The sequence below is a fragment of the Mesorhizobium sp. M2E.F.Ca.ET.209.01.1.1 genome (assembly GCF_004010375.2).
GTDB lineage: Bacteria > Pseudomonadota > Alphaproteobacteria > Rhizobiales > Rhizobiaceae > Mesorhizobium.
The window spans coordinates 489,444-515,261 of record NZ_SADP02000003.1; the positions used below are offsets into that span (position 1 = coordinate 489,444).

Annotated in this window: 19 protein-coding genes; 8 read left to right on the forward strand and 11 right to left on the reverse strand. The window is 64.7% G+C overall.

Features of this window, described 5'->3' with window-relative positions; translation table 11 throughout:
* Positions 1-14 precede the first annotated feature (14 nt).
* From EN852_RS08545 to EN852_RS08565, 5 genes are all read right to left on the reverse strand, one after another.
* A complete protein-coding gene (locus EN852_RS08545; protein WP_127863662.1) occupies positions 15-755 on the reverse strand; it encodes an NUDIX domain-containing protein in 741 nt (246 codons plus the stop codon).
* Between the two features lie 91 nt (positions 756-846).
* Positions 847-1,290: a DUF983 domain-containing protein gene (locus EN852_RS08550; protein WP_127874031.1), complete on the reverse strand. Its 444-nt coding sequence runs from the start codon at positions 1,288-1,290 to the stop codon at positions 847-849.
* Positions 1,290-3,596 (reverse strand): ribonuclease R, encoded by a 2,307-nt coding sequence (gene rnr / locus EN852_RS08555; protein ID WP_127874030.1) that lies wholly within the window; start codon positions 3,594-3,596, stop codon positions 1,290-1,292. Before rnr ends, EN852_RS08550 begins: the two co-directional genes overlap by 1 nt.
* A gap of 6 nt (positions 3,597-3,602) precedes the next feature.
* Complete coding sequence (gene topA / locus EN852_RS08560; protein WP_127874029.1) at positions 3,603-6,170, reverse strand: type I DNA topoisomerase; 2,568 nt, start codon at positions 6,168-6,170, stop codon at positions 3,603-3,605.
* Positions 6,171-6,448: 278 nt separating this feature from the next.
* Entirely contained in the window at positions 6,449-6,826 is a 378-nt protein-coding gene (locus tag EN852_RS08565; RefSeq protein ID WP_127863666.1) for a hypothetical protein, read from the reverse strand.
* Between the two features lie 184 nt (positions 6,827-7,010).
* On the opposite strand from EN852_RS08565, the gene EN852_RS08570 reads away from it, so the two are divergent.
* Complete coding sequence (locus tag EN852_RS08570) at positions 7,011-7,757, forward strand: cytochrome c biogenesis CcdA family protein (protein ID WP_127874028.1); 747 nt, start codon at positions 7,011-7,013, stop codon at positions 7,755-7,757.
* Positions 7,758-7,779: 22 nt separating this feature from the next.
* On the opposite strand, the gene EN852_RS08575 is transcribed toward EN852_RS08570, so the two are convergent.
* A complete protein-coding gene (locus EN852_RS08575) occupies positions 7,780-9,582 on the reverse strand; it encodes an adenylate/guanylate cyclase domain-containing protein (RefSeq protein WP_127874027.1) in 1,803 nt (600 codons plus the stop codon).
* A gap of 375 nt (positions 9,583-9,957) precedes the next feature.
* Between EN852_RS08575 and glmU the strand changes: the two genes are divergently transcribed.
* Positions 9,958-11,328 (forward strand): bifunctional UDP-N-acetylglucosamine diphosphorylase/glucosamine-1-phosphate N-acetyltransferase GlmU, encoded by a 1,371-nt coding sequence (gene glmU / locus EN852_RS08580; protein ID WP_127874026.1) that lies wholly within the window; start codon positions 9,958-9,960, stop codon positions 11,326-11,328.
* Positions 11,329-11,331: 3 nt separating this feature from the next.
* Here glmU and EN852_RS08585 read toward each other — a convergent pair whose 3' ends face one another.
* Entirely contained in the window at positions 11,332-11,700 is a 369-nt protein-coding gene (locus EN852_RS08585) for an ADP-ribosylation/crystallin J1 (protein ID WP_127874025.1), read from the reverse strand.
* A 212-nt stretch (positions 11,701-11,912) separates the two neighbouring features.
* Between EN852_RS08585 and glmS the strand changes: the two genes are divergently transcribed.
* The gene (glmS, locus tag EN852_RS08590) at positions 11,913-13,736 is read left to right on the forward strand and encodes a glutamine--fructose-6-phosphate transaminase (isomerizing) (protein WP_127874024.1); all 1,824 of its coding nucleotides are present in this window, start codon (positions 11,913-11,915) and stop codon (positions 13,734-13,736) included.
* Positions 13,737-13,838: 102 nt separating this feature from the next.
* Positions 13,839-14,591, forward strand: a complete 753-nt coding sequence (locus tag EN852_RS08595; RefSeq protein ID WP_095815218.1) for a DUF502 domain-containing protein — start codon at positions 13,839-13,841, stop codon at positions 14,589-14,591.
* On the opposite strand, the gene recG is transcribed toward EN852_RS08595, so the two are convergent.
* Positions 14,543-16,651 (reverse strand): ATP-dependent DNA helicase RecG, encoded by a 2,109-nt coding sequence (recG, locus tag EN852_RS08600; protein ID WP_127874023.1) that lies wholly within the window; start codon positions 16,649-16,651, stop codon positions 14,543-14,545. The two genes, EN852_RS08595 and recG, sit on opposite strands and share 49 nt — an antisense overlap.
* A gap of 93 nt (positions 16,652-16,744) precedes the next feature.
* On the opposite strand from recG, the gene EN852_RS08605 reads away from it, so the two are divergent.
* The 3 genes from EN852_RS08605 (at position 16,745) to EN852_RS08615 (ending at position 22,054) form a co-directional block, all read left to right on the forward strand.
* Positions 16,745-17,032, forward strand: coding sequence for a succinate dehydrogenase assembly factor 2 (locus EN852_RS08605; protein WP_127874022.1), 288 nt, complete (start codon positions 16,745-16,747; stop codon positions 17,030-17,032).
* A gap of 14 nt (positions 17,033-17,046) precedes the next feature.
* A complete protein-coding gene (gene mfd, locus EN852_RS08610) occupies positions 17,047-20,544 on the forward strand; it encodes a transcription-repair coupling factor (protein ID WP_127874021.1) in 3,498 nt (1,165 codons plus the stop codon).
* Between the two features lie 136 nt (positions 20,545-20,680).
* Positions 20,681-22,054 carry a 3-deoxy-7-phosphoheptulonate synthase class II gene (locus EN852_RS08615; protein ID WP_127863675.1) on the forward strand — a complete coding sequence of 458 codons (1,374 nt, stop codon included), beginning with the start codon at positions 20,681-20,683 and terminating at the stop codon, positions 22,052-22,054.
* An 82-nt stretch (positions 22,055-22,136) separates the two neighbouring features.
* Here the strand turns inward: EN852_RS08615 and EN852_RS08620 are convergent, their stop codons facing one another.
* Positions 22,137-23,717: a glycosyltransferase family 39 protein gene (locus EN852_RS08620; RefSeq protein WP_127874020.1), complete on the reverse strand. Its 1,581-nt coding sequence runs from the start codon at positions 23,715-23,717 to the stop codon at positions 22,137-22,139.
* A 193-nt stretch (positions 23,718-23,910) separates the two neighbouring features.
* On the opposite strand from EN852_RS08620, the gene EN852_RS08625 reads away from it, so the two are divergent.
* Complete coding sequence (locus tag EN852_RS08625; protein ID WP_127874019.1) at positions 23,911-24,615, forward strand: hypothetical protein; 705 nt, start codon at positions 23,911-23,913, stop codon at positions 24,613-24,615.
* Between the two features lie 42 nt (positions 24,616-24,657).
* Here the strand turns inward: EN852_RS08625 and EN852_RS08630 are convergent, their stop codons facing one another.
* Entirely contained in the window at positions 24,658-25,425 is a 768-nt protein-coding gene (locus EN852_RS08630; RefSeq protein ID WP_127874018.1) for an RES family NAD+ phosphorylase, read from the reverse strand.
* Positions 25,385-25,762: an antitoxin Xre/MbcA/ParS toxin-binding domain-containing protein gene (locus tag EN852_RS08635; RefSeq protein ID WP_095815208.1), complete on the reverse strand. Its 378-nt coding sequence runs from the start codon at positions 25,760-25,762 to the stop codon at positions 25,385-25,387. Before EN852_RS08635 ends, EN852_RS08630 begins: the two co-directional genes overlap by 41 nt.
* Positions 25,763-25,818: the final 56 nt, after the last annotated feature.

The window sequence follows — 25,818 nt, forward strand, 5'->3', positions numbered from 1 at the left end:
AAAATGCTCTGCTTCTAAAGGACTTCGCGGACGAAGCGGTTGCGGACGAGCCGGAAGAACGGCACGGCGCCGCCCGGCCGCAGCAAGGGATCATCGGCAAGCCGACCTTCCAGTTCTTCCAGGATCATGCCGGTAATGTCGGGAATGTCGGCCTTGCGGGCATCGGCAAGCGGCAGCCAGACGAGTTCCTCCAGCTCGTTGGTCGGGCCGCCGCCGGGCAATTCGACGGCAACGTCGTGGCGCCAGGCGCTGAAGAAACGCGTGTCGAAACGGCGCACGCGATTGGGCGGGGTGATGGCGCGGGCGATGAAGCGGAGCACGTCCAGCGACGGGATGACGCCATGTTCGGCGAAACCCTGCCAGTCGCGCTTCGTGGTCGAGAAGGCGCCCTTGCAGCCGATCAGCAGGCCGGCTTCCTCATAGGTCTCGCGAATCGCCGACAGGGCGATTGCCCGCGCCCGCGCCGGACTGGCGCGGCCGGGGCCGGCGGCCAGCTTTTTCTCTTCTTCGCCGCGCAAAGGGGAGCCGACGGCAATGCGGCTGTCCGCCGGATCGGTGCGGCCGCCGGGGAAGACGAATTTACCGGGCATGAAGGCATGGCCGGCATGGCGCCGGCCCATCAGCACCAGAACGTCCTTGTTCTTGCGATCGAGCAGGATGAGGGTCGCGGCATCGCGCGGACGCAATGCCCGGCCGCTGCGTACGGCCAGGCCTTTATCGAGCCTGTCGACATCCGCCTTGGTCATTCGTTCCATGCGCTCGACCTAGCGGAAACTTCTCGGATGTGAAAGTGGCTTGCGCGCCATGGTCTTTGCACCAGGACGGACAGCCGCGCATTCCGGCTTATCAATGGCTCTCGAACTCGTCCTTCTCGTCGCCGAAGCCGTGCATATAAAGCGCCCATTGCAGGCCGATGACAGCGCCCTTGACCGGCTGCAGCAGCGCGACGGCCAGAATGATGGTCAGCGGCACCCAGATCAGCGCGTGCTGCCAGGTCGACAGCGTGGTGGTCGCCTCCACGGCCATGAAGGAGCCAACCACGATGTGGCCGACAATGACGATGACCAGATAGGCAGGCAGGTCGTCCGCGCGATGGTGGTGCAGCTCCTCGCTGCAGACCTCGCACTTGTCCACGGATTTCACAAACGCGCGGAACAGCTTTCCCTTGCCGCAATGCGGGCAGCGACCGAGCAAGCCGCGCTTGATAGCTGTCCACAGCGGGCGGGCGACGTGGCCCGAATGATGCTCGCCGCCGAAAACCTGTTCTTCCACTTGGAAGTTGCCTGGCATTACCGTCTCCTGCCGCGCGGTCCGACGCGCGATTGCGACGCGCGGGCGCGGCCCTTGGCCTTGTGGAACGACCGCCTTGAGCCGGGCAGGGGCTTCGGGTCGGTCAGCATCTCGAAACGCATCGCGCCGGCCAGCGGCGCGACCTCTACCAATCGAACCTCGACGCGATCGGCAAGCTGGTAGCCTTTGCCGGTGCGTTCTCCGAAGAGCGATCGGGCGGTTTCGTCGTAGATATAGTAATCGCCGCCCAGAGTTGACACCGGAATAAAGCCGTCGGCGCCATACTGCGGCAATTGGACAAAGAGCCCCGCCTTGGTGACGCCGGAGATGCGCGCGTCGAACGTGTCGTTGACGCGCTCGGCCAGATAGGCGGCGATCAGCCGGTCGACCGTGTCGCGCTCGGCGGCCATGGCGCGGCGCTCGGTGGCAGAGATCAGCGCGGCGACTTCTTCCAGCCGGTCCGCCTCCTGCTGCGTCAACCCGCCTTGCCCCAGACCAAGCGCCGAGATCAGCCCCCGGTGCACGATCAGATCGGCATAGCGGCGGATCGGCGAGGTGAAATGCGCATAGCGGCGGAGGTTGAGGCCGAAATGGCCGATGTTCTTCGGCGAGTACTCGGCCTGGCTCTGCGAGCGCAGCACCACTTCGTTGACCAGCGCCTCGTTGTCGGCGCCGCGCACCCGTTCCAGAATGCCGTTGAACTGGCTGGGCCGCATCTGCGCGCCGCGCGCCAGGGACAGGCTAAGCGTCTGCAGGAAGTCGCGCAGCGATTCCTGCTTGGCGAGCGACGGCGCATCGTGGATGCGGTAGACGAGGGGCTCTTTCTTACCCTCCAACGTCTCGGCGGCCGCGACATTGGCCTGGATCATGAACTCCTCGATGAGCTTATGCGCGTCGAGGCGCTCCGGCACCACGACCCGGTCGACGGTGCCGTCGGGCCTCAGCAGGATCTTGCGTTCCGGCAGGTCGAGTTCCAGCGGCTGGCGGGCATCGCGGCCGCGCTTGAGCACCGAATAGGCTTCCCAAAGCGGCTTCAGGACGCTGTCGAGGATCGGCCGCGTCTTGTCGTCGGGAACGCCGTCGATCGCCGCCTGCGCCTGCGGATAGGCGAGCTTGGCAGCCGACTTCATCATGACGCGATGGAAGGAATGCCTGAGCTTGCGGCCTTCCGAGGAGAAGGTCATGCGCACGGCGATCGCCGGCCGGTCCTCGCCCTCGCGCAGCGAGCAGAGGTCGTTCGAGATGCGTTCGGGCAGCATCGGCACGACCCGATCCGGGAAATAGACCGAATTGCCGCGCTTTAGGGCCTCGCGGTCGAGCGGCGTACCGTAGCGGACGTAAGCCGCGACATCGGCGATCGCCACGGTGACGATGACGCCGCCGGGATTCTTCTCATCCGAATCGGATGCGGCGAAGACAGCGTCGTCGTGGTCCTTGGCGTCGGCGGGGTCGATGGTCACCAGCGGCAGGTCGCGCCAGTCCTCGCGGTGAGCAAGCGTGGCCGGCTTCACCGCGTCGGCTTCGGCAATCACGTCCGCCGGAAAGACATGGGGAATGTCATGGGCGTGGATGGCGATCATCGAGACCGCCTTCTCGCTGGTGAGCGACCCCAGCACCGCCAGCACCTTGGCGCGCGGCAGGCCGAAGCGCGAAGCGCGCGCCGGCTCGACCTCGACGAGGTCGCCGTTCTTCGCGCCGTTCTGGAATTCCTTGTCGACGATCAATTCCGGCTGGCGGCGTTCGACGGGCTCGATGCGGAACGTGCCGTCCTTCAGCACGCGGAAGACGCCGAGCACCGCGTCGCTGCGCTTCTCGAAGATCTTCATCACCCGGCCGGCATAGGCAGGGCCTGACGGATCGTCGGTCGGGAAGGTTTTGGCAAGCACGCGGTCGCCGATGCCAGGCGCCGGGCCGCTGGCGCCGCGCGACATGCGGATGGCAATGACGGGCGGCGAGCCGGCGCCGGTATATTCGCTCGGATTGGCCAAGAGCACGCCGTCGTCGTCGCGGCCGAAAATGTCGAGCACGGCGACGTGCGGCACGGCGCCCGCGCGGGTGAGGCGCTTCCGCTCCTTGTTGAGCAGACCCTCGTCCTGCAGGTCGCGCAGCATGTCCTTCAGCCAGACGCGATCCTCGCCGCGCAGCGCAAAGGCCTTGGCGATTTCGCGCTTGCCGGAACGGTCGGGATTTTCGGCGATGTAGCGCAGGATCTCGTCGCGCGAGGGCCGATAGTCGTCCTTGACCTTGGCTCTGGTGTCGGCGTGGCGCGGATCGCCGTGACTTCTTCCGGAGATCCTGCGCGCCACGTCCTGCTACCCTTTCTTTGCCGCCCTGCGGAAGGGCTTCTTGCCGCCTCCGCCCTTGGCTTCCTTTTCGGCGATCAGGGCGAGCGCCTCTTCCATCGTCACCGATTGCGGGTCCTTGCCCTTGGGCAGCGTCGCGTTGACCTTGCCGTAATTGACATAAGGCCCGTAGCGGCCGTCGCGCACGACGATCTTGCCGCCGCCGTCGGGATGGTCGCCAAGCTCCTTCAGCGCTGCCGGCGTGGCGCCGTTGCGGCCGCCCTTGCCCTTCTGCTGCTTCTCGGCGATCACCGAGACGGCGCGGTTCAGGCCGATCGAGAACACGTCCTCGATGCTCTCCAGATTGGCGTAGGTGCCGTCATGCAGCACGAACGGGCCGTAGCGCCCGAGGCCGGCCGAGATCATCTTGCGGGTCTCAGGATGTTTTCCGACATCGCGCGGTAGCGACAGAAGCGCCAGCGCCTTCTCATGGTCGATCGACTCGGGCGTCCAGCCCTTGGGCAGGCTGGAGCGCTTGGCTTCCTTGCCTTCGCCGCGCTGGATATAGGGGCCGAAACGGCCGCTCCTCAGCGTGATTTCCTCGGCCGTGTAGGGATCCTTGCCGAGCAGCTTGACGCCGTCCTCGCCATTGCCATTCTCGCCATTGGGATTGGCGGCGTCGCCGAGCTGGCGGGTGTAGGAGCACTCCGGATAGTTCGAGCAGCCGACGAAGGCGCCGAACTTGCCAAGCTTCAGCGACAGGTTTCCGGTGCCGCATTTCGGGCAGATGCGCGGATTGGAGCCATCCTCGCGCTCCGGGAAGACAAGCGGCGCGAGCTCTTCGTTGAGCGCATCGAGCACGTCGGCGACACGCAGCTCCTTGATGTCGTCGACGGCGCCGGAGAAATCCTTCCAGAAATCGCGCAGAACGTCCTTCCAGGCGAGCTTGCCGTCGGAAATCTCGTCGAGTTTTTCCTCGAGCGAAGCGGTGAAATCATACTCGACGTAACGCTCGAAGAAGCTCTCGAGGAAGGCCGAGAGCAGCCGGCCCTTGGCCTGCGGCACCAGCTTGCGACGATCGATGGTGACATAGTCGCGGTCCTCGAGCGTCTTCAGGATCGCTGTGTAGGTCGACGGCCGGCCGATGCCGAGCTCTTCCAGCTTCTTGATCAGCGACGCCTCGGAGTAGCGCGGCGGCGGCTCGGTGGTGTGCTGGGTGGCGTTGATCGCCTGGCGGGCGAGCTGCTCGCCGGAGCGGATCTCGGGCAGGCGGCGGCTCTCCTCGTCCTCCGCGTCCTCGTCCTTCTGGTCGGTGTAGGCGGCGATGAAGCCGTCGAAGCGGACGACCGAGCCGATCGCGCGCAGCTCCGCGGTGCGGGCGCCGTTGACGGCCTCGATCTCGACCGTGGTGCGCTCGGTCTCGGCCGGCTGCATCTGGCTGGCGATGGCGCGCTTCCAGATCAGCTCGTAAAGACGGGCCTGGTCGGCGTCGAGATATTGCCGGACGGAAGCCGGCGTGCGCCGGAAATCGGTCGGGCGGATCGCCTCATGCGCTTCCTGGGCGTTCTTGGCCTTGGTGGTGTAGAAACGCGGCTTTTCCGGCAGATATTTCGCGCCGAACTCGCTGACGATGGCGTTGCGGGCGGCCTCGATCGCCTCGGGGGCCATCTGCACGCCGTCGGTACGCATATAGGTGATGAGACCGGCAGTCTCGCCGCCGACATCCATGCCTTCATAGAGCTTTTGCGCCACCTGCATGGTACGCGTCGCCGAGAAGCCGAGCCCGGACGAGGCGGCCTGCTGCAACGTCGAGGTGGTGAAGGGCGGGCCGGGATTGCGTTTTGTCGGCTTGGCCTCGACCGACAATGCCTTGAAGGTCGCGCCTTCCAGCATCGCCTTGATGTCGTCGGCCTGCGCCTTGTTGGCGATATCGAGTTTTTGCAGCTTCTTGCCGGCAAAGGCGGTCAGCCGCGCCTCGAAACTGTCGTTGCGCGGCGTGTTGAGGATGGCGGCGATCTGCCAGTATTCCTCGCGGATGAAGCGCTCGATCTCGGATTCGCGGTCGCAGACGAGGCGCAGCGCCACCGACTGGACCCGGCCGGCGGAACGAGCGCCCGGCAACTTGCGCCACAGCACCGGCGACAGGGTGAAGCCGACAAGGTAATCGAGCGCGCGGCGGGCGAGATAGGCGTCGACCAGCGGCGCGTCGATCTGGCGCGGATTGGCCATCGCGTCGAGCACCGAGGCCTTGGTGATGGCGTTGAAGACGACGCGGCTGACCGGCTTGTCCTTCAGCGCGCGCTTCTGCTTCAGGACTTCCAGCACATGCCATGAAATCGCCTCGCCCTCACGATCCGGGTCGGTGGCGAGGATCAGGCCGTCAGCGTCCTTGACCGCCTTGGCGATGTCGGCGAGGCGCTTGCCGGAGGCCGTGTCGACCGACCAGGACATGGCGAAGTCCTCGTCAGGGCGCACCGAGCCGTCCTTGGCCGGCAGGTCGCGGACATGGCCGAACGATGCCAGAACCTTATAGTTCTTGCCCAGATATTTGTTGATTGTCTTCGCCTTGGCCGGCGATTCGACGACGACGACGTCCATGAGGTCTCTTTAATCAGCTGTGAGGTGGCGGAAGAACTCCGCGACGCACGACGAAATCCCACTCTTTTCGTCGCTCACATGGCCGTGCTTTTGCAATCGGTCAAGGGGAAGCGGCCAATTTGGGAAGCGGCCGCAGACGATACACTCTTAGAGTGTATGGCAAAGATCACTTTTTTGGCGATGGAGGCATGCGCGCGCCGAACCGGCGGTGACCAGCGGAAAGATGGCTGGCTGCCGGATCAAGGAACCCGGCAGCCGGATCGCTCGGTGGGGCGAGTTCAATCGGCCTTGACGACATGCCAGGCGCCGGCCACGCCTTCGCCGTTCATGTCGCCGGCCTTCTTGTCCTTGACGAAGGTGTAGACCGGCTTGCCGTCATAGGCCCACATATGGGTGCCGTCGGTGCGCTTGACGACAGACCATTCGCCTTCGGTCTTCGCGCTCGCCTTGGCTTTCAGCGGCGGCCAGTTGGCGGCGCATTTGTCATAGCAGTTGGACTTGCCCTTCTCGTCCTTGTCGAAAGTGTAGAGCGTCATGCCCTTGGCGTCGGTGTAGATCTTCGTGCCGCCAACCTCGGCTTCCTTCCAGGCCTCGGCGGCCTGAGACGCGGCGGTGCCGAGCAGAAGGGCGGCAAACCCGAGTGCGATCGTTTTCATGCTGAATCTCCCTGAGAACGAGCGCGCCGCAATCGCGCGCTCATCCCGACAACGCGTTGGAAAGCCTGTTTCTTCCTGCGGCGAAGCGGCGACGTGCCACACAATGGCGCCTGCCACACAATGGTGATTGGCAGGCGCACGCCCGCATCGCTATATCGACGCGAGCACAATCGGGACTCATTGGATGGCATTGGACATCGGCTATGTCAGCGCGGTCGGGGCGGGGGCGATCTCGTTCCTGTCGCCTTGCGTGCTGCCGCTGGTGCCGCCCTATCTCTGTTACATGGCCGGCGTGTCGGTCGACGATTTCCGCGGCAATCATGGCGTGACGGCGCGGGAAGGCACGCGCGGCGCGCTGCTTTATGCCTCGCTTGCCTTCGTGCTCGGCTTCTCCACGGTGTTTGTCGCGCTTGGCGCGGGCGCCTCGACCATCGGCAGGCTGCTGCGCGTCTGGCAGGAGCCGCTGGCGATGGCGGCAGGCGCGCTGATCATCATCATGGGGCTGAACTTCCTAGGCATTTTGCGCATTCCGCTGTTGTCGCGCGAGGCGCGCTTCCAGTCGCAGGGCAAGCCCGCAAACATGGTCGCCGCCTATGTCATGGGGCTCGCCTTCGCCTTCGGCTGGACGCCCTGCATCGGCCCGGTGCTGGGGCCGATCCTGACGCTCGCCGGCGGGCGCGAGACGGTGGGCGAGGGCGCGCTGCTGCTTGCCGCCTATTCGCTCGGGCTCGGCATTCCATTCCTGGTCGCGGCTCTGTTCTCCGGCGCTTTCATGCGTTTCCTCGGCAAATTCCGCGTCCATCTCGGCCGGGTCGAGAAGGGGATCGGCGCGCTGCTGGTTGTCGCCGGCGTGTTTTTCCTCACGGGCGGCGTGCAGAGCGTGTCGTACTGGCTGCTGGAGAATTTCCCGGTGCTGGGACGGCTGGGGTAGGCCGCCATTTTATCCGCGACGATCACTCCGGCACGCCGGCGACGCCCAAGGCCTCGACGTAACGCTCGCCGAACATCTTGTCCTGCCATGGGTTGATCTGTCTCTGCAGGGTGAGCGTGTAGGTCGGGAACGCCTCCATCAGCCGCTGCGCAGCCGCCCGCGCCTCGTCCAACCGATTGAGTTTGACCAGCGCCATGATCACCACCCGGTGCGAGGAGCCGTAGTTCGGCATCTCGTGCAGCGCGCGTTCACCCCATGCCAGCGCTTCCTCGTAGTGCTCGAGCATCAGGTAGCTCATCCCGATGCCCGAGAGCGCGATGCCCTTCTCGGGATCGACTGGGCTCAGCCGCATTGCCCTATGAAAATGCTCGATCGCGACGAGCGGGCGGCCGGAATGTGCGTTGACCCAGCCGCAGCTCGTATGCCCCTGCGCCGAATTGGGGTTGAGCAGCAGGGATCGTTCGATCGTGCCCAGCGCCATTTCGTAGTCCTTCGCGCTGTAGGCAATCACCTGCGCGGCGAAGCGCAGGCTCGTGGGGTCGTCGCGCGCTTCCGCCAGTACCTCGCGCGCCATGCGCGTGGCGACCCTGGTATCGTCAGGCTCGTGCCAGCACTGGCTCACTGAGATGCTGCGGATATAAGCGCCGAGTGCCTTCGCCAAGCTGAAGCCAGGGTCGATGCTGAGCGCCTCATTAGTGAGCCGACGCACATCGGCAAAGCCCTCGCGGGTCATGCTGTAAAAGCGCGGCAGCGCGCGAAGGTAGAGGTCGTAGGCGCTCATGTAGTCGGTCGGCTTCATGCGCGCCTGCTTGATTTCTTCCAGCCGGATGCTCGGCTCGACCGCGCCGACGACGCTCTCGGTCACCTTGTCCTGCAGGTCGAAGATGTCGCTCAGGTCGCCCTCGAAGCGGCCGGTCCAGACATGGTGTCCGCTGATCGCGTCAACCAACTGCCCACTGATGCGAACCCGCGAACCTGCTCTGCGGATGCTGCCTTCAAGCACGTAGCGGACGCCCAACTCGCGCCCGACCTGGCGCAGGTCCACCGCTCGGCCTTTGTAGGTGAAGGACGAGTTTCGGGCGATCACGAAGAAGGAGTCCACCCGGCTCAATCCCGTGATGATGTCTTCCACCAGCCCGTCGGCGAAGTATTCCTGGTCGGGGTCGCCGCTCATGTTGGTGAAAGGCAGAACCGCGATCGAGGGTTTCTCGGGCAGGGGAGGCGGTGCAGCGCTGGCGTCGGCCTCGACGCGGTAAGCGCGGACCGGCCGCTCGATGTTCTTGAGGCGGAGGTCGCCAAGCGGCGTGAAGCCGCAGTCGAGCTTGCCCTGAAGGTGGTCATAGGCGGTACCCGAGACGACCACGGTGCCTGGATCGGCGACGCTTTCGAGGCGGGCGGCGATGTTGACCCCGTCGCCGTAAAGGTCGCCGTCCTCCTCGCAGACCACGTCCCCGAGATTGACGCCGATGCGGAAGCGAATCCGCTCTTCCTCGGGCGTCTCCGCCTCGTGTTCCGCCAAGGCCTGCTGGATCGCCATCGCCGAGGTCACCGCGTTAACGACGCTCGCGAACTCGCACAGCATGCCGTCGCCGGTGCGCTTGACGACCCGACCGTGGTGCTCGGAGACCAGCGGTTCGAGGAGATCCTTGCGGTAGATCTTGAGCCGCTCGAGCGTGCCACGCTCGTCGCGCTCCATCAGGCGCGAGTAGCCGACCACGTCGCAAGCCAGGATCGCTGCGAGGTGGCGCTGCGTGCTCGGCCATACGCCTGCACGCGGGCCGCCCCGCGTCCATGTCCTGCCAACTTCCAGACGCGCCACGCGCATGGTACACATCTCTCCCAGTCCGCGAGATCTCGCTGTGCCGCTTGCAAGGCGTGGAGCGTTCCAGTCGCCGCGATCGAGCGTTTCAGCGTTTCACAGAAGCGCCGAATTTTCCTGGATTGCTCTAACAGTCAACCGACGACACGTTTCGCGCAGCCTCTGGGCACGCTGACACAGCAATCCCAGATGGCCGGAGATATCTCCTGTTTGTGTAACCGGCTAACGCCACCAGGGCAGCGCCTTTGTATCGGTCATCCCCCCAGACGTCCGCGCTCGAAGACTTCGCTCTACCATCTCACCGGAATTTAACCGCATTGGTGCAGCATCACGCGGCTGCTAGCATGCATTGATTCAAACCATTTCATACGGTTGCCATCCATGAGCCAGAGATCCTGCCTGTCCGTCATCCTCGCCGCCGGCGAGGGCACGCGCATGAAAAGCGCGATGCCAAAAGTGCTGCATGCCATTGCCGGCCTGCCAATGGTGGCTCACGTGGTGAAGGCGGCCGAGGCGGCCGGCGCGACGGGCCTGGCGCTGGTGATCGGGCACGGCGCCGACGAGATGCGCAAGGCGGCACAGAAATTCGCGCCCAAGGCGGAGACTTTCGTTCAGGAGAAGCGGCTCGGCACTGCCCATGCCGTGCTCGCCGCTCGCGAAGCGATATCAAAGGGTTACGACGACATCCTCGTCATGTTCGGCGATACGCCGCTGATTGACGCAGGCGCGCTGGCCGCCGCGCGGCAGAAGCTCGCCGAAGGTGCTGCGGTGGCGGTGATCGGCTTTCGGCCGCCGAGCCCGACCGGCTATGGCCGGCTGATCGAGAAGGGCGGCAAGCTCATCGCCATTCGCGAGGAGAAGGACTGCTCCGACGAGGAGAAAAAGATCGGCTTCTGCAATGCCGGGATGATGGCGGTGGCGGGCAAGCATACGCTTCGCTTGCTCGACAAGGTCGGCAACAAGAACGCCAAGGGCGAATTCTACCTTACCGACATCGTCGAGATCGCCGGCGCTGAGGGCCTCGACGTCGTGGCCACGGAAGCGAGCTTCGAGAATGCGCTCGGCATCAACAACCGGGCCGAGCTTGCCGAGGCGGAAGCTATCTGGCAGGCGCGCCGGCGGCGCGAGGCGATGCTGTCCGGCGTCACTTTGATCGCGCCGGAGACAGTCTATTTTTCGCACGACACCGAGATCGGCGCCGACACGATCGTCGAGCCGAATGTCTGGTTCGGGCCGGGCGTCAGAATAGCCTCGGGCGCCAAGATCCATGCTTTCAGCCATATCGAGGGCGCAACGATTGCGTCCAATTGCGATGTCGGGCCGTTCGCGCGGCTGCGGCCGGGCGCAGATCTTCGAAACAAGGCAAAGGTCGGCAATTTCTGCGAGGTCAAGCAGGCGACGATCGAAGAGGGCGCCAAAGTCAACCACCTGACCTATATCGGCGATGCGCGCGTGGGCGCCGCCGCCAATATCGGCGCCGGCACCATCACCTGCAATTATGACGGCTACTCGAAATTCTTCACCGATATCGGCGAAGGCGCCTTTGTCGGCTCGAATTCCTCGCTGGTGGCACCGGTCACGATCGGCAAGGGTGGTTATATCGCCTCGGGCAGCGTGATCACCGAAAGCGTGCCGGACGACGCGCTGGCCTTCGGTCGCGCCCGCCAGAAGACGATCCCCGGCAAGGGCAAGGAATTGCGCGAGCGCTTCGCCTCGGCCGCAGCGGCAAGGAAGAAGGCGGCGGCGGAATAGCTTTCAGCCGGTGCCTTCGTTAGCCTTGCCGAAACTGGCTGTCACCTCGATCCTGCCGACGATCGCCTTGTTGAATTGAGGCAGGTCCTCGGCGGGTATCCAATATTCGAGATGCGCTTTGCTGCCGGCATGTTCGACCCGGTAGCCGTCAAGAAAGCTCTTCAGGACCTCAAAGCGGGTGACGAAGCCGGAGCCGCTCGCCGGAACGTTCCAGTCGCGGGCGATCTGGACCGCATAGGCTTCGGTGAGCACGGGATAGAAAATCGGCTGATCGGGCAGGCGCGGTGGAAATTCGCGCATGCCCGAAGCCTGGATCAGTTCCAGCTCCTTCGGTCCGACCGGGCGCCAGAGTGTCGTGGTGGCTTCGCTCATGGCCGGACATTTAGCCAAATCTTGCCGAAAAGAGAACCAATTGCCCGAAAAGGCGAACAACTGCAGTAACTGGATTGCAAGCGCTGTCCGGCATGGTGCATGGAACAAAAGACCGTTCCGCTGACACGGAACGAAACGCAAAGTGACTTTCGCGGCAGGCCGGCAACCCCTAGATAACGCCGGGTTTTCCGCTGGGAATCGGGGTCTATCGCATGTGCGGTATAGTTGGAATCGTCGGCCGAGGCCAAGTTGCGCCGCTCATCGTCGACGCGCTGAAGCGGCTCGAATATCGCGGCTACGACTCGGCCGGCGTCGCCACCATCGAAAAGGGCGAGCTCGGACGTCGCCGCGCCGAAGGCAAGCTCATCAATCTCGAACGCCGGCTTAAGGACGAGCCGCTCGACGGCACCATCGGCATCGGCCACACGCGCTGGGCCACGCATGGCGTGCCCAACGAGACCAACGCGCATCCGCATTTTTCCAACGGCGTCGCCATTGTCCACAACGGCATCATCGAGAATTTCGCCGAGCTGCGCGACGAGCTCACCCGCGATGGCTACAAATTCGCCTCGCAGACCGACACCGAGGTCGTGGCGCATCTTGTGGCGCGCGAGCTCGCCAAGGGGCTGAAGCCGGTGGAGGCCGCGCATGCGGCGCTTAAGCGGCTGTCCGGCGCGTTCGCGCTGGCGATCATGTTCAAGGGCGACGAGGACCTGATCGTCGGCGCCCGCAACGGTCCGCCTCTGGCCGTCGGCCATGGCGAGGGCGAAATGTTTTTGGGCTCGGACGCCATCGCGCTGGCGCCCTTCACCAACTCGATCACCTATCTCGAGGATGGCGACTGGGCGGTGGTGCGCCGCAACGGCGTCGTGATCTACGACATCGACGGCAACAAGGTCGACCGCAAGCGCCAGCAGTCGCTGTCGACCAGCTTCATGGTCGACAAGGGCAATCGCCGGCATTTCATGGAGAAGGAGATCCATGAGCAGCCGGAGGTGATCTCGCACACGCTGGCGCATTACGTTGATTTCGTCTCCGGCCAGTCCAAGCCGCTCGACCTGCCGTTCGACTTCGCCAGGATCGGCCGGCTGGCGCTGTCGGCCTGCGGCACCGCCTATCTCGCCGGGCTGATCTCGAAATACTGGTTCGAGCGCTATGCGCGGCTTCCCGTCGATATCGATGTCGCTTCCGAATTCCGCTATCGCGAGATGCCGCTGTCGGCCGATGACGCGGCCTTCTTCATCTCGCAGTCGGGCGAAACCGCCGACACGCTGGCCTCGCTGCGCTATTGCCGCCAGGCCGGCATGAAGATCGGCGCCGTGGTCAATGTGCGCGAATCGACCATGGCGCGTGAATCCGACGTCGTGCTGCCGACGCTTGCCGGCCCGGAGATCGGTGTCGCCTCGACCAAGGCTTTCACCTGCCAACTGTCGGTACTGGCTGCGCTTGCGGTGCGCGCGGGCGTGGCGCGCGGCACCATTTCGCCCGAAGAGGAAAAGCAGCTGGTGCGCGAGCTTTCCGAAGCGCCGCGTTTCGCCACCCAGGTGCTGAAGCTCGAGGAGCAGATCGAGCGCATCTCGCGCGAGCTCTCCCGCTACAAGGACGTGCTCTATCTCGGCCGTGACACAAACTTCCCGCTGGCCATGGAAGGCGCTCTGAAGCTCAAGGAGATTTCCTATATCCACGCCGAAGGCTATGCAGGCGGCGAGCTCAAACACGGGCCAATCGCGCTGATCGACGAGAACATGCCGGTAATCGTGATCGCCCCGCATGACCGCATCTTCGAAAAGACGGTCTCGAACATGCAGGAAGTGGCGGCGCGCGGCGGCAAGATCATCCTGATCACCGACAAAAAGGGCGCGGCGCAGGCCGGCATCAAGACGATGGAGACGATCATCCTGCCCGAGGTGCCGGAGATCATCTCGCCCATCATCTACGCGCTGCCGATCCAGATGCTCGCCTATTTCACCGCCGTGTTCATGGGCACCGACGTCGACCAGCCGCGCAATCTGGCGAAGTCGGTGACGGTGGAGTAGGTTATGCGGCGTTCGTTACAGCGCATTCTTTAAAAACTTCGCAGTTCCAAACTGGCTCGCGGTTCATTAATCTTGCAGCGCAACATGCGCCGCGGTGAACCCATGTCCGACGCCCTGAAGACTTCTGGCATGACCCGGCTGAGGAACTATTTCCTGACCGGCTTCGTCGTCTGCGCGCCGCTGGCGATCACGGCCTATATCGCCTGGTCGCTGATCGGCTGGGTCGATTCCTGGGTGAAGCCTTACATCCCGGCCCGCTACAATCCCGACACCTATCTGCCGTTCCCGGTTCCGGGCTTCGGGCTGATCGTGGCGCTGGTGCTGATCACGCTGATCGGTTTCCTGACGGCCAACATCGTCGGCCGCGCCATCGTCAATTTCGGCGAGCGGCTGCTCGGCCGCATGCCGCTGGTGCGCGGCATCTATGGCTCGCTAAAGCAGATTTTCGAGACGGTGCTGTCGAACAAGGGCGACATGTTCCGCCAGGTCGGGCTGGTCGAATATCCGCGCAAGGGAGTCTGGTCGCTGGTCTTCGTCGCCAGCGAGAAGGAAACCGAGATCAACCAGAAGCTCGACCAGGAAGGCGATCCGCTGATTGCGGTGTTCATGCCGTGCACGCCGAACCCGACCACCGGATTCCTGATGTATGTGCACAAATCCGAGATCGTGCTGCTCGACATGTCGATCGAGGACGGCGCCAAGCTGATCGTCTCGGCAGGCATGGTGGCCCCTGAAGTCAAGGCCAAGCTGGTGACGCTGAATGGCGAACCCGTCGAAGGTGGTCTCGCCAACCCGCCGCTTGGCGCTCAGCCGGCGCGCAGCAGCCGTACCGCCTCGTCGCGGCCGAACAGGTAAAGCAACAAGCGCAGCGCCTCGCCGCGTTGGGACTGCAGTTCCGGGTCGCGCGACAGGATCAACCGCGCGTCGTTGCGTGCCGCTTCCAGGAGGTCGGCATGGAACTCGATCCGCGCCACCTGGAAGCCGGGCGTGCCGGACTGGCGGGTGCCCAGCAGTTCGCCTTCACCGCGCAGTTTGAGGTCCTCTTCGGCGATGCGGAAGCCGTCCTCGGTCTCGCGCATCACCGAAAGCCGGCGCTTCGCGGTCTCGCCGAGCGGGTCCTTGTAGAGCAGCACGCAGGAGGAGGGCTTGTCGCCGCGCCCGACACGGCCGCGCAGCTGGTGCAACTGCGCAAGGCCGAAGCGCTCCGCATGCTCGATCACCATGATGGTCGCATCAGGCACGTCGACGCCGACCTCGATGACGGTGGTGGCGATCAGGATGCGTGTCTCACCGTCCTTGAAGGCGCGCATCGCCTCGTCCTTCTCCGCGCCCTTCATGCGGCCATGCACAAGGCCTATCCGGTCGCCGAACAGCGGTTTCAGCGAAGCAAAGCGATCCTCCGCCGACATTAGCTTGATCTCTTCGGATTCCTCCACCAGCGGGCAGATCCAGTAGATTTTCTGGCCCTCCGCAACCGCATCACGCATGCGGCCGACCAATTCGTCCAGCCGTTCCATCGGCAGGGTCACGGTGCGGATCGGCTGGCGCCCGGCAGGTTTCTCGGTCAGCTTCGAGACGTCCATGTCGCCGAAGGCGGTCAGCACCAGCGTGCGCGGGATGGGTGTGGCCGTCATCACCAGCATGTCGGGCGCATCGCCCTTGGCGGTGATGGCCAGGCGCTGGTGAACGCCGAAGCGATGCTGCTCGTCGATGACGGCGAGCACAAGATCGTGGAACGTCACCGTTTCCTGGAACAGCGCATGCGTGCCGACGACGATGTCGATCGCGCCGCTGGCAAGGCCTGCAAGCGTTTCGGTGCGCTCGCGGCCCTTCTCGCGCCCGGTGAGGATCGCGAGGCGCAAACCGGCTTTCTCGGCCAGCGGCGTGATGGTCGCCAGATGCTGGCGCGCCAGGATTTCGGTCGGCGCCATCAGCGCCGCCTGGCCGCCGGCCTCGACCGCGCGCGCCATGGCTAGCAGCGCCACCACCGTCTTGCCGGAGCCGACATCGCCCTGCAGCAGGCGCAGCATCCGTTCGGGATCGGCAAGGTCGGCGTTGATCTCGCCGAGCGCGAATTCCTGGCTGGGGGTCAGCCTGTAGGGCAGGGCGGCGCGCAGCTTCTCGACGATGCGGTCGTCGCCGATGAGCGGCCGGCCCGAGAGGCGTCGAATTCTGGCCCGCACCAGCGCCAGCGACACCTGGCCGGCCAACAGCTCGTCATAGGCAAGGCGGCGCCAGGCGGATCCCTCGACGGCGACGTCGATCGGGTCGTTCGGGTGATGGATGCGGGAAAGCGCATCACCGAAGGATGGAAAGGTGTGCCGACGCATGAAGGCGTCGTCCTGCCATTCGGCCAGTTCAGGCAACCGGCCGAGCGCCTGTCCGATGGCGCGGCGCAGCACCTTGGCCGACAGGCCGGCAGTGAGCGGATACACCGGCTCGACCAGCGGCAGGCCCTCGGCCTCGTCGATCGGCGCGATATGGTCGGGATGGACCATGGTCGGGCGGCCGTTGAACCATTCCATACGGCCGGAGATCACCACACGGTCGCCTTCGGGAAGCATCTTCTGCAGATAGGCGGCATGGGCATGGAAGAAGGTCAGCGCGACCTCGCCGGTGTCGTCATGGGCGTAGACCCGGTACGGCACCGATCTGTTGCCGCGCGGCGGCGGCTGATGGCGATCGATCCGCACTTCCAGCGTGACGATCTGGCCCTCGGCCGACAGCGCGATGCCGGGCCGGTTGCGGCGGTCGATCACGCTATTGGGTAGCAAGAACAGAAGATCAGCGGCGCGCGCGGCGCGATCGCCGAGATCGGCCGGCACGACACGCTCGATCAGCAAGCCGACCTTCGGGCCGACGCCGGCGAGCGAAGTGATCGGGACGAACAACGGATCGAGGATGGTGGGACGCATCGTGTCAGCTTATGTCGCGACGGCGGCAGCGCAAAGGCTGACACCGGTCTCTATCCACGCTATATGCGCCGCTTCGAACAAGGATAGCGTGCCATGACCGGAACACAGCGATCAAGCGAGGGGTTGGATGCCCGCCGCCGCAAGCTCCTGTTCCGCTCCTGGCATCGCGGCATGCGCGAGATGGACCTGATCCTCGGTTCCTTCGCCGACGCCGAGATCGGCGCCTTGACCGGCGATGAAATCGACCAATATGAGAGGCTTCTCGAAATTTCCGACACCGATTTCCTGCCGATGGTCACGGGCGAGCACCCGGTTCCGCCCGATGTCGATTGCGCGGTGCTGCGGAAAATCATGGCGTCGCGCCGGACCATGACATTTTGAAAAACGCATAGTTCATGAGCCTCATTCCTTCCATCGGCCTGCCCAAGGGCCGCGCCGGCCAGTTCATCGTCGACGGCGTCGCCGACGGCTACGAAGCCTTCGCCCTGGTCCAGACGGCGCAAGAGATCGCGCCCGGCAAGCCGGTGCTGTTCGTCGCGCGCGACGGCCAGCGGCTGCCGGCGATCATCGAGGCGCTCGCCTTTGCCGCGCCTGGCCTGCCGGTGCTGGAACTGCCGGCATGGGATTGCCTGCCTTACGATCGCGTCTCACCTGGAGCGGATGCCGCGGCGCGGCGGCTCGACGCGCTTTCCGCCATGATCGCGCTGGCGAAGAAGCCGCATCGCGCCGTGATCCTCACTACCGCCAATGCGCTGTTGCAGCGTATCCCGCCGGCGGAGTTGATCGAAGCGCAGACCTTCCATGCCAAGCCCGGCAACCAGATCGACATGAACGCGCTGATTGCGCGGCTGGAGACTTCCGGCTTCGAGCGCGTGCCGACCGTGCGCGGACTTGGCGAATTCGCGGTGCGCGGCGGCATTCTCGACCTGTTCGCGCCGGGCTGGAGCGAGGCGCTCAGGCTCGACTTCTTCGGCGACACGCTGGAGTCGATCCGTGTCTTCGACGTCGCCACCCAGCGCACCACCGGGCAGCGCAAGTCGATGTCGCTGCAGGCGATGAGCGAGGTGGCGCTGACGCCGGAGACGATCAGCCGCTTCCGCCGTTCCTATATCGAGGCTTTCGGCGCGCCCTCGCGCGACGACGCGCTCTATGCGGCGGTCAGCGAAGGCCGGCGCTTTGCCGGCATGGAGCACTGGCTGCCCTTCTTCTACGAGCGACTGGAGACGGTGTTCGACTACCTGCCGGATGCGCCTGTCGTGTTCGACCATCTGGCGCATGAGGCGCTGGCCGAACGTCACACGCTGATCCTCGACCATTACGAGGCGCGCCGGAAGCAGGCCGACAGCGCGCTGAAGGATGCCGTGCCCTACAAGCCGGTGGCGCCGGACCTGCTTTACCTGTCGCCGGAGAACCTCAAAGCCTCGCTCGGGCCGCGCGAGGACATCGACTTCACCGTGTTCGACGCGCCGGATGTCGGTGGCAAGAAGGTCTTCCATGCCGGCTCGCGGCAGGGCCGCAGCTTTGCGGAAGAGCGCGCCGACCCGAACATTAATGTCTTCGATGTCGTCGTGAAGCACATTGCCGACGAGCGCGCCGCGCGTCGCCGCGTTATCGTCGCCGGCTGGACGGAGGGCTCGCTCGACCGGCTCGGCCAGATTCTCGCCGAACACCATCTCGGCAATCTGAAGACCGTCGCGACGCTTGCCGAGGTCGAAAAGCTCGAGCCGGGGCAGGCGGGTCTTGCCGTTCTGCCACTCGAATCCGGCTTCGAGACCGACGACATGGTGGTCGTCGCCGAGCAGGACATCCTCGGCGACAGGCTGATCCGGCGTTCGAAGCGCAAGAAGAAGGCTTCCGATTTCATCGCCGAGGCCTCGTCGCTGTCTTCCGGCGACATCGTGGTCCATGCAGACCATGGCATCGGCCGCTTCATCGGCCTGCGCACCATCGAAGCGGTCGGCGCGCCGCATGACTGTCTCGAAATCCACTATGCGGGCGACGACCGCCTGTTTCTGCCAGTCGAGAACATCGAGCTTCTGTCGCGCTACGGCTCGGATTCGGCCGAAGCAACGCTCGACAAGCTGGGCGGCGGCGCCTGGCAGGCGCGCAAGGCGCGGCTGAAGCGGCGCCTGCTCGACATGGCCGGGCAATTGATCCGTATCGCCGCCGAGAGGCAGATGCGCGCCGCGCCCGCGATGATCCCAGCGGAAGGGCTCTATGGTGAGTTCGCCGCACGCTTCCCCTATGAGGAGACCGACGACCAGCAGACGGCGATCGATTCCGTCATGGACGATCTCGGCGCCGGCAAGCCGATGGACCGGCTGGTTTGCGGCGATGTCGGATTTGGGAAGACGGAGGTGGCGCTGCGCGCCGCCTTCATCGCGGCGATGGAAGGTTTCCAGGTCGCGGTCGTGGTGCCGACGACGCTTTTGTCGCGCCAGCATTTCAAGACCTTCTCGCAGCGCTTCTCCGGCCTGCCGATCCGCATCGCCCAGGCGTCTCGCCTGGTCGGCTCCAAGGAACTGGCCGAAACCAAGAAGGGTGTTGCCGAAGGCACGGTCGACATCGTCGTCGGCACGCATGCGCTGCTCGGCAGCTCGATCTCGTTCAAGAATCTCGGGCTGCTGATCATCGATGAGGAGCAGCATTTCGGCGTCAAGCACAAGGAGCGGCTGAAGGAGCTCAAGAACGACGTGCATGTGCTCACGCTTTCGGCGACGCCGATCCCGCGCACGCTGCAACTGGCGCTGACCGGCGTGCGCGAGCTGTCGCTGATCGCCACGCCGCCAGTCGACCGCATGGCGGTGCGTACCTTCATCTCGCCCTTCGATCCGCTGGTCATCCGCGAGACGCTGCTGCGCGAGCGCTATCGGGGCGGCCATTCCTTCTATGTCGTGCCGCGCATCAGCGATCTGGCTGAAATCCATGATTTCCTGAAGGAATCCGTGCCGGAGCTGAAGGTCGCGGTCGCTCATGGCCAGATGCCGCCGGGCGAGCTCGACGACATCATGAACGCCTTCTACGACGGCCAGTACGACGTGCTGCTGTCCACCACCATCGTCGAATCCGGCCTTGACATCCCGACGGCCAACACGCTGATCATCCATCGCGCCGACATGTTCGGCCTGGCCCAGCTTTACCAGTTGCGCGGCCGCGTCGGTCGCTCGAAGGTGCGCGCCTATGCGCTGTTCACGCTGCCGGCCAACCGCAAGCTGACCGATACGGCCGAGCGCCGCCTGAAGGTGCTGCAGTCGCTCGACACGCTCGGCGCCGGCTTCCAGCTCGCCAGCCACGACCTCGACATCCGCGGCGCCGGCAATCTTCTGGGCGAAGAGCAGTCGGGCCACATCAAGGAGGTCGGCTTCGAGCTCTACCAGCAGATGCTGGAGGAGGCGGTGGCAGAGGTGAAGGACACCGGCGAGGTTCAGGACAGCGGCTGGTCGCCGCAGATCGCGGTCGGCACCGCGGTGATGATCCCGGAAAGCTACGTGCCCGACCTGCAGCTCCGCATGGCGCTTTACCGGCGCCTCGGCGACCTCGAAACCACCGAGGAGATCGACGGTTTTGGGGCCGAACTGATCGACCGCTTCGGGCCGCTGCCGGAAGAAGTGACGCATCTGTTGAAAATCGTCTTCATCAAGGCGCTCTGCCGCAAGGCCAATGTCGAGAAGCTTGACGCCGGGCCGAAGGGCGTCGTCATCCACTTCCGCAAGCGCGAATTCCCCAATCCGGTGGGGCTGGTCAAGTTCATCGGCGAGCAGGGCTCGCTGGCCAAGATCAGGGCCGACCACAGCGTCGTCTTCATGCGCGACTGGCCGAATGCGGAGAAGCGGCTGGCGGGGGCCGCAGTTGTTATGACTCAATTGGCGCGGCTGGTCGACAAGGCGGCCTGACGGCACCCGGACCATTCGCCACTGCTGAAAAACCCGGCTAGAATAGGCAATCGGCTTCGTGTAAGGAGCCGCGACCTCGTGTTGGGGCGCAAATAACGGGCGAGGGTGCTCGTTGAGAAGAGTATTGGGTGCAGCGATGACGAAATGGTCGCCGAATTCGTGGAGAGAAAAGCCGATCAAGCAGGTTCCGGCCTATCCGGACCTTGCCGCGCTGAAGGCGACGGAGGCCCAGCTCGCCACTTTCCCGCCGCTGGTTTTTGCCGGTGAAGCGCGCAAGCTGAAGAAGCAGCTGGCGGCGGTCGCCGCCGGCGAAGCCTTCCTGCTCCAGGGCGGCGACTGCGCCGAGAGCTTTGCCGAGCACGGCGCCGACAACATCCGCGACTTCTTCCGCGTCTTCCTGCAGATGTCGGTGGTGCTGACCTTCGCCGGCGCGCAGCCGGTGGTGAAGGTCGGCCGCGTCGCCGGCCAGTTCGCCAAACCGCGCTCCTCCGACAACGAGACCAAGGGCGGGGTGACATTGCCGAGCTACCGCGGCGACATCATCAACGGCATCGAGTTCGACGCCAGGTCGCGCATTCCCGACCCAGCCAGGCAGGAGATGGCCTACCGCCAGTCGGCCGCAACGCTCAACCTTCTGCGCGCCTTCGCGCAGGGCGGCTATGCCAGCCTGGAGAACGTGCATCGCTGGATGCTGGGCTTCGTCGCCGACAGTCCGCAAGGCGAGAAGTATGAATCGCTCGCCAATCGCATCACCGAGACGATGGAATTCATGCGCGCGGTGGGCATCACGTCGGAAACCAATTTCGCGCTGCGCGAGACGGATTTCTACACCAGCCACGAGGCACTGCTGCTCGGTTACGAAGAGGCGCTGACGCGGGTCGATTCCACCTCCGGTGACTGGTACGCCACGTCGGGCCACATGATCTGGATCGGCGACCGCACCCGCCAGCCCGACCATGCCCATGTCGAATATTGCCGCGGCATCAAGAACCCGCTTGGCCTTAAATGTGGACCTTCGCTGACGCCGGATGGTTTGCTGGAACTGATTGACCTGCTCAATCCCGAGAATGAGCCTGGCCGGCTGACGCTGATTGCGCGCTTCGGCTCCGACAAGGTGGCCGAACACCTGCCGAAGCTGGTGCGGGCGGTGAAGAAGGAGGGCCGCAGCGTCGTGTGGTCGTCCGATCCGATGCATGGCAACACCATCGAGGCGGCCGGCTACAAGACGCGGCCGTTCGACCGCATCCTCAAGGAAGTGCAGACCTTCTTCGAGGTGCACCGTGCCGAAGGCACGCATCCGGGCGGCATCCATGTCGAGATGACCGGCAAGAACGTTACCGAGTGCACGGGCGGCGCCCGCGCCATCACGGCCGAAGACCTGCAGGACCGCTATCATACCCATTGCGATCCGCGCCTTAACGCCGATCAGGCGATCGAGCTCGCCTTCCTGGTCTCGGACCTGCTCAAGAAGAGCCATCCGATCCAGCACAAGCAGGTCGCCAACGCCTGAGCGGCGCGCGGCGCTTGATCATTGGAGGCGCCGGCAAAACCGGTGCCTTTTCAATTCGGGCGGGTGGATCAAGCCTGGCTGGTCATTCCGGGTCGGGCGGCCCGGGCGGGTCTCCCGGGAAACTGGCCCTGCCGGGTGGAATGACGGCAAAGTTGATCAACAGGGGCGGCGCCCTGAGCGACCAGTCGAAAGACACCGTCTTGACCGGCAGGCCGTCGGTCCAGGCCATTTGCTGCGGACTGAGTTGCCAGCCCTTCGGCCACACCAGCAGCATTCCCTGATCCCGCAGGCGCTGGTCCGTGATCCACGGAGCGAGGCGCCTGTCGAGCATCGTGAAGATGGAAGGCTGGTCCGCGGCTTCCAGTCCGGCAAGTCTGGCCACGCCGTCTTCGCCGCCGACAATGCCCAACGGCCCGGGCACCGCCTCATGCCAGATCGCCTCGGCCGTCCGTGAAATCGATTGCGCCGGCCAGCACATCGGCTGCAGGCGACCGCGGACGTTGCAGCCGGTCCAGCGGGTGACGGCGTAGGCGCTTGATATGGCGACCACGCATAGCAGCGCCAGCACCGTCAGCCGGCGCAATTCCGCTGCTCCCAGCCGGTGGCCCAGGAGCGCGACCGCCAGGGCGCCCACGAGATTGTACATCGTCGCCCCCCAGGACTCGCCGGTGCCTGTGAACAGCGAGGCGATCATGATGAGGAGCGCTGGCCCCAGGCCTATCCATGCCAAGTAGATGACCGCGCGTCGCTCGGGAGCCGGCTGGGGCTGCAAGGGTTCCCGCGCGGGGCTTGTTCGCCGCCGCAGCAGGCCGGAAAGAGCAAGAACGACGGGAACAGCGGAAAGCCCGGCAAGCTGAACGCCGATATAGTAAAGCCGGGCGCGGTGGGCGAGAACCCACTCGTTGCGGTGCTCGGCGTAGGTCAGCGGCAGGAAATCGAGTCGGAAAAGCTCGACCGCCAGCGGTGCCGCGATGCCAACGAAAACCGCAAGGCCAAGCCACGGCCATGGGGTGGCGAGCCGGCTCCGGGCACGGCGATCGTATAAGAGCCAGATGCCGCCGAAAGCCAGCAGCAAGGCCGTCGAGAACTTGGCGTAGAGTCCCAGGCCGGAGACGACGCCGAGGGCGAGCCACCAGCCGGGCCGTCCGTCGCGCGCCGCGCGCCACAACAGCCATGAGATGCCGGCCCAGAAAGGCATCTGCGCATAGTCGTGGTTGAATTGCGGGGTCGGCCAGCCAAAGAAATAGATCGCGGGCATCAGCAACACCGCGGCGAGAGCGCGGATCGAACCCATGATGTCGCGCGCGAGCAGGTAGACCAGGACGAAAGTCGTCGAGATCAGCAGTTGCGAAAGCATATATTGCGGCCAGCGGAACGAGCCGGTCAGGAGATGGCTGATCTCGAGCAGCCAACAGGGCAACTGCGGGTGTTTGTAGGTCAGCAGAACCCATTCGCGGCCCCACATGAACCCCTCGGCGACGTCGTATGGCGGCCCAACGTTGACGAGCGCCGGCATGACGGTCCAGCAAGCGATCTGGGTGAGGCACAAAAGCGCCAGCAATCGCCATGGATGCTCGACGAGGCCGTTCCAGATCGAAGGCGCGTTGCCTTGCGCGGCGGCTGCCGCCGGCCAAAGATGAACGGATTCGCTGGTTCTCGACATGCGGGCCTAAAATCACACCGACGGATTTCTGAACAGTCCGATAGCAAAAGCTTACGAAAATGTATGCTGCCGCAACATTGTAAAACCAAGATTGCGATGGAACCCGTCCGCCGGCGCTTCGGGCAGAACCGGCCAGTCCATCGTTGCCGGAATCGGCCTTCGGCGCCGCGATTCCAGCAATACAGGTTCCTCCATGCGCCACCAGCATGCCGTCATCCATCATCGTGCGCTCGACTTCTGGTCGGCGCGCGCGGCGGTTCTCGTCATCATCTGTCTTCAGCTTCTGGTCATCAACAAGTTGTCCTTCGGTTCGCGCTGGCTGGCTCCTACCGTCGAGGCGGCGCTGCTGGTGCCCTTGTCGGTGGCGACGGCCTGGACGCAGATGCGGACGCAGAAGGCAGTCGACCATGAGCACTGGTACGCGATCGGCCGATTGCGCCTCTATATACGCCGCACGGCATTGGTGATGACCGGCGTCATCAGCGTCATGAATTGCGGATCGCTGGTCTTCCTGGTGCGGGCACTGCTGGAAGGGCGTGCCGGCGCCGGCACGACGCTGCTTGTCGATGCCCTCAACATCTGGGTCACCAATGTGATTGTCTTTGCGCTCTGGTTCTGGAGCACCGACCGCGGCGGTCCGCCGACCTGCGGGCTGGTCAAGCGGGCGCAGGCCGACTTCCTGTTCCCGCAAATGACGCTGCCCGATCGCGAGATACAGGGCTGGCTGCCGGGCTTCGTCGACTACGTCTTCCTGGCCTTCACCAACGCCACTGCCTTCTCGCCGACCGATACCTTGCCGCTCACGCAGCGCGCAAAGCTCCTGATGATGGCCGAAGCGATGATCTCGCTGCTGACGATCGCGCTGGTGGCGGCGCGGGCGGTCAACATCCTGGCATAGCTATCTGCCGGCTCGTCCAGAATCTCGAGAGAGTTTCCGAGTTCAGTGGCCGCGCTCCCAACGCATTCCAGCCAGTCGCGGATCGGCAAAGGCGGCGCGTGAGAATTCCAGCCTTTTGTCGGGGAATTCGCAGATCGCCTGCAGGCCGAAGGAGCCGATCCGTATGCGCCAGGTCTGCGGCTCCAGCGGTCTGGCCTTGGCAAAGCCCTTGCAGGTCAACAAGGCGATGTTGGCGCCCCTGGGATCGCGCACCGAGCGATAGCGGATCGCCTGGATGTCGGCTTCGCGCGCGATATCGGCGATCGCCTGGCAGGCGGTGTAATCGGTGGGCTGCGTCCAGGCCTTCTCGTCGCGATCGAGCGGCGGCCGCGTCAGGTCGATCGCGCGCTCGCATTTGATCGCGGCGGCGAAGGCGGTGTATTCCGCCGCGTCGTTCGGCCATGGCGTCGCCGGGGACTCCGCAAAAAACAGCAAGCGATAGAAGGCCATCTCCGCCACCGCCGTCAGCACTGTCTCGGCCGCGTAGTAGACGCCTTTGGTCTTGCCGGCGCGACGGAAGCGCGAGCCGTATGGATAGACGGAGCCGTAGCGGAAAGGCGTCGCCAGCAGATAGTGGAGGTGGCGGCATTCCAGCGGGATATGTGGCTTGGTGTCCTCAACGAGGTCCTCAAGCAGCGACTGCTCGTCGAGCGTGTCGACCAGCTTGAGGGTCGAAACGCGATGCTGCGCCTCGACCATGCGCCAGTATTTGCCTTCGAGCCTGACGGCCTCAGACGAGAGCGCGCCGGGAGTCCAGGTAGGCGATGACATCGACAAGTCCGGCAATGGTCAGGATTTTCTCGAGCGGCGTGCCGTCGAGCGTGACGTTGGGATTTCTCAGCCACGCCCGCGCAACAGTCTCGTCGCCGCCGACGATGGCGTCGAGCGAGCGGAACAGGCGGACGAACAGCACCGCCAGCTCGAACGGCTTGGTGCCGCGTTCAAGCAGGAATTCCTGCTTGCGCATGCGCGAGACCGTTGCCTCCGACACGCCGATGACCAAAGCGAGCGTCCTGGCGGTGATGTCCAGCAGGTCGGCCGCGCGCAGCGTGGCCTTGGTGATGACGGCGTTTTCGGCCGCCGTCGCGGCCGCGACTGGACGTTGCATAAGCGCACCCTTTCATTTCTGTGGAAAATATAGTCCACAAAAATTCTTATGGAAAG